The following is a 14,088-nucleotide window of genomic DNA, read 5'->3' on the forward strand; positions in this document are numbered from 1 at the left end:
ACTTACCCCACGGCTGCGGCCCGGTCCGTGCGCGCCCCTCGCCCCCCCGGGGGTTCTACCGGGCTCCCCCGGGTGCAGCGCTCCGGCCTGAAGTGCTGCGGTCAGACCGATGCGGGGTGCGATGTTTCACGTGAAACAGGGACGGTCGGGCCGAGCCGGGCTGCGGCGAAGCCCCGGTTGGTCTCCGTCTGCCGACGGTAGGACTCCGGCAGGTCGGGCAGGGCCAGTAGCCGGTCGCACATGTGCAGCGATGTCTCCATGTCACCGACCCAGTAGGCGGTGATCGAGTGCTCGAAGAGCAGGCCCCAGCGGTAGACCCAGGGCTGGACGAAGAGCAGGTCCGTAGGAGCCGGGCGGTCCAGCACGGCTGCGGTCACCGCATGCGCCGCGTGGTGCCGGCCCAGCAGACGCAGCCGTGAGGCGAGCTCGTAGCAGGCCTCCAGGCGGGTGGGGCGGGCTTCCCAGGCGCGGGTGAAGGCGTCCATCGCGGACGGCCAGTCGCCCGACTCCGCGCTCAGGATTCCGACCTGGAGCAGGGCGAAGTAGACCTCTTCTTCCCAGCCGCCCATCGCCGCCCGCCGCTCGTAGAGCCGGATCGCCGCCGGGGCGTCGCCCATGTCACGCATCGTCTGGGCGAGGTAGAAGACGGTCCGGGTGTTGGAGGGGTCCCGTTGGAATTCGGCGCCCAGGAGGCGGGCGTCGCGTTCGAACTTGTCGTGACGGGAGCCGCCGTCTGCGTGGTCCTCGATCACAAGGGCGTCGAGGTTCTCCTGGATGCCGGGGCGTGTGTCGTACTCGTCGGGACGGTCGCACGTGAGGTACTCGTGGGTGACACCCTCGTACCGCCAGGGAAGGTCGCCGCGGACCAGGCGCTTGATGCGGTATTCCGTCATCCCCTCGTGGCGCAGCATGTAGGACTGCGCCGTCAGCGGGGGCAGCGGGCCGTTGCGGCGCAGGACGAGGTCGGCGTCGAGGAGCAGCAGGTAGTCGGCCTTACCCCGGGCGTGCCCCACGTTGAGGCTGCGGTTGTGTCCGAAGTTGACCCAGGGCTCCTCGTGGAGTTCGCCGGGGATTCCCTCCAGGCTGTTGCGGATCAGCTGCTGGGTGCCGTCCGTGGACCCGGTGTCGGAGATGACCCAGGTGTCGATGAGATCCCGCACCGAGTCGAGGCAGCGTTCGATGACGGCGGACTCGTTCTTCACGATCATGCAGAGGCAAATGGTCGGCTTCACGGCCGCTGACCCTAGGGACGGGGCGGGTCGGGGCGGAGGCGGCTCGCCGCGGCGCGGACTCGGGTGGCCCTTTGGGGCACCGCCAAGTGGGGGTGCCCCATGGGCCGTTCCGCTGACACGCGGGCGAGCCGCAGCGCTCTTCGTGGAAGGCCTCCTCAGGATGACTCGCAGGGTCCGGCTCCATGTCCGGGCTCCGCAGACCCATTCGATTCGCTGTGCGCGAGGAGCGGTACATGAGTTCTGAGGACAGGGCCCGATCGATCCTGGGGCCGTTGCCCCGACGGGCCGGCTGGCTGGCCGGTGGCACGTTCGCCTCGGTGGCGCTGGTGCTGGCGAGCATCGCGGCTCCCGCTGCCGCCGGGGCTCCGCAGCCGACGGGGACGACGGTGACTTCGGACGACGGGGACCACTGCGGCCCGCGCGACACGAAGAAGGCCGGCAGCCCGGGGAAGACCGGTCAGGTCACCGGCGGCGACCGGTGCAAGGGCCCGACCGGCCCGCGGGGCCCGCGGGGCTTCACCGGTCCGACGGGTCCCACCGGTCCGACGGGCCCGGCCGGTGCGACGGGTGCCACCGGCCCGACCGGTCCGACCGGTGCGCAGGGTACTCCGGGTGCCAGCGGCCAGTGCTTCGACGTGGACGCCGTCCGGCCCGCCGCCTCCCGTGAGGTCAAGGCGGTGCTCTCCGACGGCATCACCTACGCGGGAATCCGCGACTTCACGGCGAACGTGCCCACTCCCTGGCGCTGGTACGACCTGACCGACACCGGGGACACCTACCCGGACGACGCGTGCGCCGTGTCGGTCACCGCCCAGGGCGTCAACGTCCACGTCGAGGTCCTGACCACGGGTGGTGAGATCTTCGAGACCCCGTGCACCATCGACCCCGGCACCCCGGATGCCCTCATCTGCACCGAGGTCTGGGCTGCGGCGAACCCCCAGCCCACCGAGGGAGACAATGGTCTGGCCCGGTTCGCCAACCGGGAGCTGACCAAGGAAGACATGAACCTGCGGCCGTACGAGACCAACTAGCGTGCCGAAGGCCACCGTCACTGTGGTCCGTGCCCCGGACCGCTGAAGTCCGGGCCGGTGAAATCCGGAGGCGTGTAACCGGGCCGGGGCCCCTGTGAGGGGGAGCCCGGACTGGTGAAGTCGGGCCGGGTGTATCCCAGGTTGGGGATGCGCCCGGCCCCTGGCGTACGGGGCGGCGGATACACCGGCCCCGTGCTCGGGTCGGCCAGCGCATCCCGCAGGAACGGCATGATGCCCCGCTCCAGCAGGGCGTGGCGCCATGCCTCACGGGCCAGCGCGACGTCGTCGGGTATCGCTGCGGTCCGGGCTTCGGCCACCACCTCCGTCGCCCGGTTGCGCAGGGCCGTCACCAGCAGGGCGATCACGGCGAACAGCAGCGTCACCACGGTCAGTGCGCCGAACAGCCAGCCCGCCCTCAGCATCGTGTCGGCGAAGGCCGGCTCAGGTTCGACCATCTTCAGCGTGTAGCCGACCAGCAGGAAGATCAGCATGGCGGCACCTGCCAGGAGCGGTGCGAGCACCGCGACCACGGCGCTGATCCCCGCCCCGTCGCCGTCTCCTTCCGCGTCCTCCTCGGCGAGGCCACCCGGTCCTCGGCTCCCCGTGGAGCCCGGTGTGGAGAGGATCTCGTCGCGCCGTTCCCCGCGGACTTTCACGTAGTGGTCGTACTCGGCCGCGGCCGCGGCCGTCAGTAGTGCGCTGGCCCCGAGGGCCATGGTGCGCAGTTGTTCGGCGTTCAGCCGTTCGCCTAGAGCGGCGAGTTCGGGCCGGTCGTGCGCGGTGCGCAGCGCCTCGTCGAGGAGCCGATCGAACTCCGGTCGGTCTTCGGTCAGCAGGTGCGGAGCGCTGTTCATGTGCATCCCCCGATGCTCCGTGGAGGCCGGTATGCCCGCGTAGAACGAGGCGCCGGCACAAACGGAGGAGAGCCTGCTACGGATAGAGCGATGGTAGAGCGACCATGCCACGCCGTGACAGGGGCTTTCCCGAATTACCCCGCTTCTGACAACCCTCAGGCAGCCAGCGGCAGTTGCACGACCAGCAGCTTGCCCGCCATCGTGACCCCGCCGTCCATCGCGATGGCGAGGCCGTCGGCGTACACATGGGGTCCGTCCACCGCCTCCGGGCCGCGGGAATCGTCGCCGTCCTCGGTACCCACCTCGCCGAGCAGGTACGGGATGGGGCTGTGCCCGTGCACGATGCGTCCGCCGCCGTAGGTGCCCAGCAGCTCGCGCACGGCCTGCGGGCCCGTCTCCTCGTCGCGGAAGGCGAAGCGCTTGGTGAACTTGCGGAACAGGTCCCAGGTGATGTCGGCGTCGTTGCGGTTGAGCAGCTCGTGGATGGTGTCGTTGACGTCCTCGATGGAGTCCCCGTAGTCGAGGTAGGCGGTGGTGTCGGAGTGCAGCAGCAGGTGCCCGTCCACCAGCACGGCCGCGTCCAGCCGTGACATCCACTGCAGGTGTACGTCCTCCAGGCGCTCCATGTCGGTGCGCTGGCCGCCGTTGAGCAGCCAGGCCGCCTGGAAGGTGGCGGTGCCCGCGCCCGAGGCGACGGGGGTGTCGCCGAACCGCTTGGCGCCGATGAGTAGCAGCTCGTGGTTGCCCATGAGCGCCTTGCAGTAGCCGCCGGCCGCCGCGGCCTCGGCGGAGAGCCGCATGACGAGGTCGATGACGCCGATGCCGTCGGGGCCGCGGTCGGTGAAGTCGCCGAGGAACCAGATGCGGGCGTTGCCGGCCGACCAGTGGTGGTCGGCGTCGATGAGGCCCTGGGCCTGGAGTTCGGTGACGAGTTCGTCGAGGTAGCCGTGGACGTCGCCCACGACGTAGAGCGGTCCGGGGCCGGAGGAGGGCTGGGCCTCCTGGGGCACGTACTGGACCTGGACGGTGTCCCCGGGGCCGCCCATTCCCCCGCGCGTGATGATCGGCAGGTCGCGCTGGGTGGGCGTGTAGCCCTCGGGGTCGTCCTCCTCGGGTGCCTGGCCGGCCTGCTCCTGAGGGGGCTGGGGCGCCTGGGCTGCCTGGTGGCCGGGGTGGCCCTGGTGCCCGGGCGGTCCGGAGGGCTGCGGGGGGTTCGAGGGCTGCGGGGGCGCGGCGGGCGCGCCCTCCTCGTAGTACGCGGGGTACTCGCCGTAGACGGGAGCCTCGTCGGGAAGCCCGGCGGGCACGCCGTACGGGGCGGGCTCGGTGACCGGCACCCGGAAGTCCCGCAGCGTCTCCGTCCGCATCGCGGGTCCCTGACCGGCCCCCTGAGTCATCGACCCCTCCACCACCGTCGCGCTGCCGTACACCTGCGGACCCTCCTGCCTCCGGGGCGGAGGGTCCGTGATGTCGTGCGCCCATCATAGGAATGCGGTTCGCGCTGTGTGACGCACCAGGGGTGGTGAATCCTGGGCGGAACCGATCGTTCCTGCTGCTTTCTCCCGATTTCGGTGTTGCTGAAATCCTCGGCGGGGCCGCCGACCCCGCAGATGTGGCGGAAAGCCGGTCAATCCTGCGCCGGTGACCGGGGCGGACTGACGGTCGTACGAGGCTGCCGGCGCTGCGAGGACGTGCGGACGATGAGCTCGGTCGGGACCACCTGCTCGACCGGCCGCCCGGTGTCGACGCCCTCGATCGCGTCGATGAGCAGCTGCACGACGGCGGTGCCGATGCGGCGCGGCTTCAGGGAGAGGGTGGTGATCGGCGGTTCGGTGTTGGCGTACACCGTGGACTCGCTGCAGCACACGAGTAGCAGGTCCTCGGGTACGCGCAGCCCGTAGCGCCGGGCAGCGGCGAGCAGGTCGGTGCCGTTGGGGTCGAAGAGACCGTAGACGGCGTCGGGCCGGTCCGGGCGGGCGAGCAGCCGGTCGGCGGCGACGGCCCCGGCGCACGGGTCGTGGGCGGGGTAGGACTCGTAGACGGGGTCCTGGCCGACGCGCTCGCACCAGTTGAGGTAGGCGGTGGTGGAGAGCCGGGTGTAGGTGTCGGTGCTGGTGCCGGTCAGCAGCCCGATCCGGCGGGCACCGGCGGCGGCGAGGTGGTCGAGCAGGTTGAGTACGGCGGCCTCGTGGTCGTTGTCGACCCACGCGGTGATGGGCAGGGAGCCGGCCGGGCGGCCGTCGGAGACGACGGGGAGGCCCTGGCGGACCAGTTCGGTGACGACGGGATCGTGGTCGGAGGGATCGATGACGACGGTGCCGTCGAGGGCGACGTTGGACCACACGTCGTGCCGGGAGGTGGCGGGGAGGATGACGAGGGCGTAGCCGCGGGCGAGCGCGGCGGAGGTGGCGGCCCGCGCCATCTCGGCGAAGTACGCGAATTCGGTGAAGGTGAAAGGTTCATCCCCGTACGTCGTCACGGTCAGGCCGATGAGCCCCGACTTGCCGGTACGGAGGGTGCGGGCGGCGGCGGAGGGGCGGTAGCCCAGCCGGTCGGCGACCTCGCGAACGTGGCGGCGGGTGGCGTCGGGCAGCCGTCCCTTGCCATTGAGCGCGTCGGAGACGGTTGTGATCGAGACGCCCGCCGCAGCGGCCACGTCCCGGATGCCGGCGCGGCCCTGTCGGCCGGCGGCCCGCCGGGTGGTCTCGGTCCGGCTCACCTGATGCTTCCCTGCTGCTGTCATGGCGAACCGATAGTAGGGCTCGGGGGGTGGGGTGGTCCGGATGCATATGCACGCGTTGACAGGCACGTTTCCGCACGGTTCGCCACCCACAATGACCTTGGAATACAAGGCATTTGAGCACTGATAGTGATCAGGTCGTTTGTTCGCGGGTACGGGCATGCCAAAGCGGCATGGTCTCGGGACGGTCTCAACTCACCTGTACGAGGGATGCGCGCCACGGCGCGGGCCACCAGCGCATGCATATATGCGTGCGCTCCCTCGCATTCCAGGCGCCTCCATTTTCGTCAGGCCGGAATCTTCATAAGGTAAGCAGTATTGAGTCGACGGCGACGTCGTACGGGACGGTCTAGGAGGACCTGCGGTGAGCGAGAAGAGCCCGAAGCTGCGCGCCGAGCTGGACGGCATTCCCACCTACAAGCCCGGGAAGCCCGCTGCCGCGGGCGGTCCCGTTGCGTACAAGCTCTCCTCCAACGAGAACCCGTACCCGCCGCTGCCCGGGGTGCTGGAGAGCGCGGTCGCGGCAGCCGGCCAGTTCAACCGCTACCCCGACATGGCCTGCACCGGCCTGGTGAACGAGCTCGCCGAGCGGTTCGGGGTGCCGGTCGAGCACATCGCCACGGGCACCGGCTCGGTCGGCGTGGCCCAGTCGCTGATCCAGTCGACGGCAGGACCGGGCGACGAGGTCATCTACGCCTGGCGGTCCTTCGAGGCGTACCCGATCATCACCCAGATCTCCGGTGCGACGGCCGTGCCGGTGCCGCTGACCGATGGTGACGTGCACGACCTGGACGCGATGGCGGCCGCGATCACCGAGCGGACCCGGCTGATCTTCGTCTGCAACCCCAACAACCCCACCGGCACCGTCGTGCGCCGGGCGGAGCTGGAGCGCTTCCTGGACCGCGTCCCCTCGGACGTCCTGGTGGTCCTGGACGAGGCCTACAAGGAGTTCATCCGCGACCCCGAGGTCCCGGACGGCATCGAGATCTACCGGAAGCGCCCGAACGTCGCGGTGCTGCGCACCTTCTCCAAGGCGTACGGACTGGCCGGACTGCGTGTCGGCTTCGCGATCGCGCACGAGCCCGTGGCGGCTGCGCTGCGCAAGACCGCGGTGCCGTTCGGCGTGAGCCAGCTCGCCCAGGACGCGGCGGTCGCCTCGCTGCGCGCCGAGGACGAGCTGCTGGGCCGGGTCGGCTCGCTGGTGTGCGAGCGGCAGCGGGTCTACGACGGGCTGGTCGGGCAAGGCTGGACGGTGCCGGTGACCCAGGCGAACTTCGTGTGGATGCGGCTGGGGGAGCGGACCGCCGACTTCGCGGCGGCCTGCGAGAAGGCCGGTGTGGTGGTCCGGCCGTTCCCCGGCGAGGGCCTGCGGGTCACGATCGGTGAGCCCGAGGCGAATGACGTCTTCCTGCACACGGCGGAGGCGTTCTTCAAGGAGCTGTGACCAAGGAGCTCCGACGAACGAGCTCCGACGAAGGAGCTCGGGGAGCCGGCCCCCCGGAAGGGGTGGTCAGACGAGCTCCACGCGGATCGGGTCGCCGTCGCGGACGGTGGACAGCAGGCGGGGGTCGCCGTCGAACGAGCCGAGCACGTTGCACGGGCTCGCCAAGCGGCTCTCGCCTCCGCGCGAGATGGGTGTGGGGCCGTAGGGCAGCGCGAGCGCGTCGCCCTCGGTCCAGAACGCGACCGTGCCGGGGTCGACGACCTGTCGGGCGTCGGCCTCCAGCGCCATGGAGACGCCGGTGTCGAAGTAGACCTCCTCGCCCCAGGTGTTCGCGGACGCGGAGATCGGAAGGGCGTTCCCCAGGGCCTTGGCCGTGGGCGTGTCGTCGAGGGTGGCGGTGAGCTGGCCCGCGGGCCAGGAGATTCGTATCTGCATGGCCGTATTCAACAATCTGTTGAATTGGTTGGCTAGGGGGTACCCCGCCTGAAAGGTCCGGAAGGCGGTGCGCCATAATGCTTGTGAATGTGAACGCGTTCACAAGCGTGTCCTGCTTCCTCCGCATATGGGGGAACCCGCCAGGCAGTCTGCCCGCTGTGACCACGGCGACGACAAGGAGAAGACGACGTGGACCTGGCTTTGGCGCCTGAGACATTGGCGCGCTGGCAGTTCGGCATCACCACCGTCTACCACTTTCTCTTCGTTCCCCTCACGATCTCGCTGGCCGCGCTGACCGCCGGCCTGCAGACCGCCTGGGTGAGGACCGAGAAGGAGAAGTACCTCAAGGCCACCAAGTTCTGGGGCAAGCTGTTCCTGATCAACATCGCCATGGGCGTGGTCACCGGCATCGTCCAGGAGTTCCAGTTCGGCATGAACTGGTCGGCCTACTCGCGGTTCGTCGGTGACATCTTCGGTGCCCCGCTGGCCTTCGAGGCGCTGATCGCCTTCTTCTTCGAGTCCACCTTCATCGGCCTGTGGATCTTCGGCTGGGACAAGCTGCCGAAGAAGATCCACCTGGCCTGCATATGGATGGTCTCGATGGGCACCGTCCTTTCCGCGTACTTCATCCTCGCGGCGAACTCCTGGATGCAGCACCCGGTCGGCTACCGGATCAACGAAGAGCGGGGCCGGGCCGAGCTCACCGACTTCTGGCTGGTGCTCACGCAGAACACCGCGCTCACCCAGTTCTTCCACACCATTACGGCGGCCTTCCTGGTCGGCGGCGCGTTCATGGTCGGCATCTCGGCCTTCCACCTGGCGCGCAAGCGCCACATCTCCGTGATGCGGACCTCGCTGCGGCTCGGCCTGATCACGCTGATCATCGCCGGCATGGCCACCGCCATCAGCGGCGACCTGCTCGGCAAGGTGATGTTCAAGCAGCAGCCGATGAAGATGGCCGCCGCCGAGGCGCTGTGGGACGGCGAGGCGCCCGCGCCCTTCTCCGTCTTCGCCTACGGCGACGTGGAGAAGGGCCACAACAAGGTGGCCATCGAGATCCCCGGCGTGCTGTCCTTCCTGGCCAACGACGACTTCTCCTCGTTCGTCCCGGGCATCAACGACGTCAACAAGGCGGAGCAGGAGAAGTTCGGCCCGGGCGACTACCGGCCCAACATCCCGGTCGCGTACTGGGGCTTCCGCTGGATGATCGGCTTCGGTATGGCCTCCCTCGGAGTCGGAGTGCTGGGGCTGTGGCTGACCCGGAAGAAGTTCATGCTGCCGCCGGGCCTGCGGACCGGTGAGGACGAGGTGCCGAACCTGGTGCTGTTCAAGACCAAGGTGCTCAGTCCCCGGTTCGCCGGCTGGTACTGGGTCGTGGCGCTCTGGACCATGGCGTTCCCGCTGATCGCCAACTCCTGGGGTTGGATCTTCACCGAGATGGGCCGCCAGCCGTGGGTCGTCTACGGCGTCCTGCGCACCCGGGACGCGGTCTCCCCCGGCGTCTCCCCGGGCGAAGTTCTCACTTCGATGATCGGCTTCACTCTGCTCTACGCCGTGCTCGCCGTCATCGAGGTCAGGCTGCTGGTCAAGTACGTCAAGGCCGGGCCGCCCGAGCTCACCGAGGCCGACCTCAACCCGCCCACCAAGATCGGCGGGAACGACACCTCCGACCGGCCGATGGCCTTCTCGTACTGAGGCTGGGGAGATCACACCATGCAACTTCACGACGTCTGGTTCGTCCTCATCGCCGTCCTGTGGACCGGCTACTTCTTCCTGGAGGGCTTCGACTTCGGGGTCGGCGTACTGACCAAGCTCCTCGCCCGCGACCGCACCGAGAAGCGGGTCCTGATCAACACGATCGGGCCCGTGTGGGACGGCAACGAGGTGTGGCTGCTCACGGCGGGCGGGGCGACCTTCGCCGCCTTCCCCGAGTGGTACGCCACGCTCTTCTCCGGCTTCTACCTGCCCCTGCTGATCATCCTGATCTGCCTGATCGTCCGCGGCGTCGCCTTCGAATACCGCCACAAGCGGGACGAGGAGCGCTGGCAGACCAACTGGGAACACGCGATCTTCTGGACCTCGCTGATCCCCGCGTTCCTGTGGGGCGTGGCCTTCGCCAACATCGTGCGCGGGGTGAAGATCGACGAGCACAAGGAGTACGTCGGGACCTTCCTCGACCTGCTCAACGGCTACTCGCTGCTCGGCGGTTTGGTCACCCTCACCCTGTTCACCTTCCACGGCGCGGTCTTCGTCTCGCTCAAGACCGTCGGGGAGGTCCGGGACCGCTCGCGTGCGCTGGCCACCCAGCTGGGCGTGGTCACCGCCGCGCTGGCACTCGGCTTCCTCGGGTGGACCCAGGTCTCGCGCGGAGGCGGCTGGAGCCTGATCGCGGCGATCGTCGCCGTACTGGCGCTGGTGGCCGCCCTGGCTGCGAACCTGGCCGGGCGCGAGGGATGGTCCTTCGCCTTCTCGGGGATCACCATCGCGGCGGCCGTCGCGATGCTCTTCCTGACGCTCTTCCCGAACGTCATGCCGTCCTCCCTGGACGACGCCTGGAACCTGACGGTCACCAATGCCTCGTCCAGCCCGTACACCCTGAAGATCATGACCTGGTGCGCGGCCGTGGCGACGCCCCTCGTGCTGCTCTACCAGGGATGGACCTACTGGGTGTTCCGCAAGCGGATCGGTACGCAGCACATCGCTGATGCGCACTGATCCCCGACCCTGCGGCCAGACCTGCCTGACCCCCCGTCCCGAGGGATGTTTCACGTGAAACCGATCGACCCGCGTCTGCTCCGGTACGCCCGCACCACCCGCCTCTTCCTGGGCGCCGTGGTGGCTCTGGGACTTGCCGGGGCGGGGCTGGTCGTCGGTCAGGCGATGCTCATCGCCGAGATCGTGGTCGGTGCCTTCGAGAACGGGCTGGACGGGCAGGCGCTGCGGACACCACTGCTGCTGCTCGCAGCCGTGGCACTCGGGCGGGCCCTGCTCGCCTGGCTCACCGAGCTGGCCGCCCACCGCGCCGGGGCGGCGGTCAAGTCGCAGCTGCGGGCGCGGCTGCTCGACCGGGCCGCGGAGCTGGGGCCGGGCTGGCTCAGCGGTCAGCGCACGGGATCTCTGGTGGCGCTGGCCACCCGGGGGGTGGACGCCCTGGACGACTACTTCGCCCGCTATCTGCCCCAACTCGGGCTCGCAGTGGTCGTCCCGGCGGCGGTGCTGGCCCGGATCGTCACCGAGGACTGGCTCTCGGCGGCCATCATCGTGGTCACCTTGCCGCTCATCCCCCTGTTCATGGTGCTGATCGGCATGGCCACCCAGTCTCGGATGGACCGCCAGTGGCGGCTGCTGTCACGGCTCTCGGGGCACTTCCTGGACGTGGTTGCCGGGTTGCCGACGCTGAAGGTCTTCGGACGGGCCAAGGCGCAGGCTGCCTCGATCCGCCGGATCACCGACGACTACCGGCAGGCGACGATGCGGACCCTGCGCATCGCGTTCCTCTCTTCTTTCGCCCTGGAGCTGCTGGCGACGCTGTCCGTGGCACTGGTGGCCGTGACCATCGGCATGCGGCTGGTGCACGGGGAGCTGGACCTCTACACCGGGCTGGTCATCCTGATCCTGGCGCCCGAGGCGTACCTGCCGTTGCGCCAGGTCGGCGCCCAGTACCACGCGGCCGCCGAAGGGCTCGCCGCCGCGGAGGAGATCTTCGCCGTGCTGGAGACGCCGGACACCAGGGCGGGCGGTGTCGCGCCCGTGCCGGCGCAGGGGCTCCGGATCGAGATCGACGGGGTCGCCGTCCGCTACGAGGGACGGGACGAGGACTCCCCCGGACCGGTTTCGCTCGTCGTCGAGCCGGGGGAGTGCGTGGCGCTCACGGGGCCGAGCGGGGCGGGGAAGACCACTCTGCTCCAGGTGCTGCTGGGGTTTGTGACCCCGACCGCCGGGCGGGTGCGGGTCGCGGGCACGGACCTGGCCGAACTGTCGTCGGCGCAGTGGCGGGAGCGGATCGCGTGGGTGCCGCAGCGCCCGCACCTCTTCGCCGGGACGATCGCGGAGAACGTACGCCTCGCCAGTGTGGGGGCCCGCGACGAAGCCGTGGTGCAGGCGCTCAAGGACGCCGGTGCCTGGGAGTTCGTGAGCGGCTTGCCGCAGCGGGTCGACACGAGGCTCGGTGAAGGCGGGGCCGGGCTGTCGGCCGGCCAGCGCCAGCGGCTGGCCTTGGCGCGGGCGTTCCTGGCGGACCGGCCGGTGCTGCTGCTGGACGAGCCGACCGCGGCTCTGGACGGCGAGAGCGAGGCCGCCGTGGTGGACGCGGTCCGCCGACTGGCCGTCGGACGGACCGTGCTGCTGGTGGTGCACCGGCCGGCGCTGCTCGCCGTGGCGGACCGGGTAGTCGAGGTGGGGCCCGCCGGAGCTCTCCCCCGCCCGGCGCCGGCCCGGCAGGAGGCTGCGCCGGCCCCCGCCAGCCCCACTCCCGCTGTCCCGGCCCCCGCTGTTCCGGCCTCGGGTGCACCGGCCTCCGGCGCGCCTGCCGAAGTGGAGGCACCGGCACCCGCGGCGGCCGCGGTCGTCGAGGGTGCCTGGGCTCACGCACGCGGCGGCGATCCGCTCCGCCGGGTCAGGGAGCTCGCCAGGGCGTGGCAGGGGCGGTTCCGGCTCGGCCTGTTGCTCGGGGCACTCGCGATGGGCTGCAGCGTCGGGCTGATGGCCGTCTCCGGATGGCTCATCTCACGGGCCTCCGAACAACCGCCGGTGCTCTACCTGATGATGGCCGTCACCGCGACGCGGACCTTCGGGATCGGGCGGGCCGTCTTCCGGTATGCGGAGCGGCTCGTTTCCCACGACGCCGTGCTGCGGATGCTCGCCGACCTGCGCGTATCGGTGTTCCGGCGATTGGAGCGCATTGCTCCGGCCGGGCTGAGGGAGCAGCGGCGCGGGGATCTGCTGGCCCGGCTGGTGGCCGATGCCGACGCCCTCCAGGATTACTGGCTGCGCTGGCTGCTGCCGTTCGGCACCGCAGTACTCGTCGGCACCGGCTCGGTCGCGTTCACCGCCTGGCTGCTGCCCGAGGCGGGGACGGTGCTCGCCGTCGGCCTGCTTGTCGCCGGGGTCGGGGTGCCGCTGGTCAGTGGTGCATGTTCCCGGAGGGCGGAGCGGCGGTTGGCGCCTGCCCGGGGCGAACTGGCCACCCGGGTGGCAGACCTGCTGACCGGGACGGCTGAGCTGACCGTGGCCGGTGCTCTGGAGGGACGCAGGGCGGCCGCGAAGGAGAGCGACCGGACGCTGACCGCGATCGCTGCCCGGGGGGCGGCGGCCACCGGGCTCGGGAGCGGGCTCTCCGCCCTGGTGTGCGGGCTGACCGTGGTGCTCGCGGCCGGCTTCGCCGCGAGCGCCGTGCAGGACGGACGGTTGTCCAGGGTGGCCATGGCGGTGGCGGTGCTGACCCCGCTCGCCGCCTTCGAGGCGGTGGCCGGGCTTCCGCAGGCCGTGCAGTACCGCCAGCGGGTGCGCCGCAGCGCCGAGCGGCTCTACGAGGTCATCGACGCTCCCGCCCCGGTCACCGAACCGGAACAGCCGGCCACCCTCCCCGCCTCCCCCTTCCCGTTGGTGCTGACGCGGCTCTCCGCCCGCCATCCGGGACAGGAGCGCGACGCGCTGTGCGGACTGGACCTGACCCTGGAGGCGGGGCGGCGCATCGCCGTCGTCGGTGCCTCGGGGGCGGGCAAGACCACTCTGGCCCAGGTCCTGCTGCGCTTCCTGGACCCCGCCGAAGGCTCGTACACCCTGGCCGGGACCGACGCGCGCACGCTCGACAGCGACGACGTACGCCGCATCGTGGGCCTGTGCGCGCAGGACGCGCACCTCTTCGACAGCTCGGTGCGCGAGAACCTGCGGCTGGCCCGTCCGGGGGCCAGCGAAGAGGAACTGCGAGGAGCACTGGCCGCCGCCCGGCTGCTGGAGTGGGTGGACGGCCTGCCCGACGGGCTCGACACCCTCGTCGGCGAACACGGTGAGCGGATCTCGGGGGGCCAGCGGCAACGCCTGGCACTGGCCCGGGCCCTGGTCGCCGATTTCCCCGTCCTCGTCCTGGACGAGCCGGCCGAGCACGTGGACCTGGCGACCGCGGATGCCCTGACGGCGGACCTGCTGGCAGCGACCGAGGGACGTACGACGGTCCTGATCACCCACCGTCTGGCGGGTCTGGAAGCCGTCGACGAGGTTCTCGTGCTGGACCGCGGAGCGGTCGTGCAGCGCGGGCCCTACGCCGAACTCGCCGCGGCCGAAGGTCCCCTGCGCAGGTGGGTGGAGCGGGAACGGCGGGCCGAGCGGGTACCGGCTGACTTTCCCCGGTAAA

General features: G+C 70.5%; 10 protein-coding genes. 5 read left to right on the forward strand and 5 right to left on the reverse strand.

Going from position 1 to position 14,088, the window contains the following annotated elements:
* Nucleotides 1–101: 101 nt before the first annotated feature.
* A complete protein-coding gene (locus AB0B01_RS21030) occupies nt 102–1,232 on the reverse strand; it encodes a glycosyltransferase (RefSeq protein WP_361721041.1) in 1,131 nt (376 codons plus the stop codon).
* 233 nt (nt 1,233–1,465) lie between these two features.
* Here AB0B01_RS21030 and AB0B01_RS21035 point away from each other — a divergent pair, with 233 nt between their 5' ends.
* Entirely contained in the window at nt 1,466–2,263 is a 798-nt protein-coding gene (locus tag AB0B01_RS21035) for a hypothetical protein (RefSeq protein WP_361721044.1), read from the forward strand.
* A 17-nt stretch (nt 2,264–2,280) separates the two neighbouring features.
* Here the strand turns inward: AB0B01_RS21035 and AB0B01_RS21040 are convergent, their stop codons facing one another.
* From AB0B01_RS21040 to AB0B01_RS21050, 3 genes are all read right to left on the reverse strand, one after another.
* Nucleotides 2,281–3,123 (reverse strand): hypothetical protein, encoded by an 843-nt coding sequence (locus AB0B01_RS21040; RefSeq protein WP_361721046.1) that lies wholly within the window; start codon nt 3,121–3,123, stop codon nt 2,281–2,283.
* A 149-nt stretch (nt 3,124–3,272) separates the two neighbouring features.
* Nucleotides 3,273–4,529 (reverse strand): metallophosphoesterase, encoded by a 1,257-nt coding sequence (locus tag AB0B01_RS21045; RefSeq protein ID WP_361721197.1) that lies wholly within the window; start codon nt 4,527–4,529, stop codon nt 3,273–3,275.
* 215 nt (nt 4,530–4,744) lie between these two features.
* Nucleotides 4,745–5,860 (reverse strand): LacI family DNA-binding transcriptional regulator, encoded by a 1,116-nt coding sequence (locus AB0B01_RS21050; RefSeq protein ID WP_361721049.1) that lies wholly within the window; start codon nt 5,858–5,860, stop codon nt 4,745–4,747.
* Between the two features lie 361 nt (nt 5,861–6,221).
* Here AB0B01_RS21050 and hisC point away from each other — a divergent pair, with 361 nt between their 5' ends.
* Nucleotides 6,222–7,301, forward strand: a complete 1,080-nt coding sequence (hisC, locus tag AB0B01_RS21055; protein WP_361721052.1) for a histidinol-phosphate transaminase — start codon at nt 6,222–6,224, stop codon at nt 7,299–7,301.
* Between the two features lie 66 nt (nt 7,302–7,367).
* On the opposite strand, the gene AB0B01_RS21060 is transcribed toward hisC, so the two are convergent.
* Nucleotides 7,368–7,736, reverse strand: a complete 369-nt coding sequence (locus tag AB0B01_RS21060; RefSeq protein ID WP_361721055.1) for a cyclophilin-like fold protein — start codon at nt 7,734–7,736, stop codon at nt 7,368–7,370.
* 189 nt (nt 7,737–7,925) lie between these two features.
* On the opposite strand from AB0B01_RS21060, the gene AB0B01_RS21065 reads away from it, so the two are divergent.
* Genes AB0B01_RS21065 through cydD form a run of 3 tightly spaced genes read left to right on the forward strand, consistent with a single transcriptional unit; the run spans nt 7,926 to nt 14,087 of the window.
* Complete coding sequence (locus tag AB0B01_RS21065) at nt 7,926–9,431, forward strand: cytochrome ubiquinol oxidase subunit I (protein WP_361721058.1); 1,506 nt, start codon at nt 7,926–7,928, stop codon at nt 9,429–9,431.
* 18 nt (nt 9,432–9,449) lie between these two features.
* The gene (gene cydB, locus AB0B01_RS21070) at nt 9,450–10,451 is read left to right on the forward strand and encodes a cytochrome d ubiquinol oxidase subunit II (RefSeq protein ID WP_361721061.1); all 1,002 of its coding nucleotides are present in this window, start codon (nt 9,450–9,452) and stop codon (nt 10,449–10,451) included.
* 45 nt (nt 10,452–10,496) lie between these two features.
* The gene (gene cydD, locus AB0B01_RS21075; protein WP_361721064.1) at nt 10,497–14,087 is read left to right on the forward strand and encodes a thiol reductant ABC exporter subunit CydD; all 3,591 of its coding nucleotides are present in this window, start codon (nt 10,497–10,499) and stop codon (nt 14,085–14,087) included.
* Nucleotide 14,088: the final 1 nt, after the last annotated feature.

The sequence above is a fragment of the Streptomyces sp. NPDC044571 genome, assembly GCF_040647115.1.
Taxonomy (GTDB): domain Bacteria; phylum Actinomycetota; class Actinomycetes; order Streptomycetales; family Streptomycetaceae; genus Streptomyces.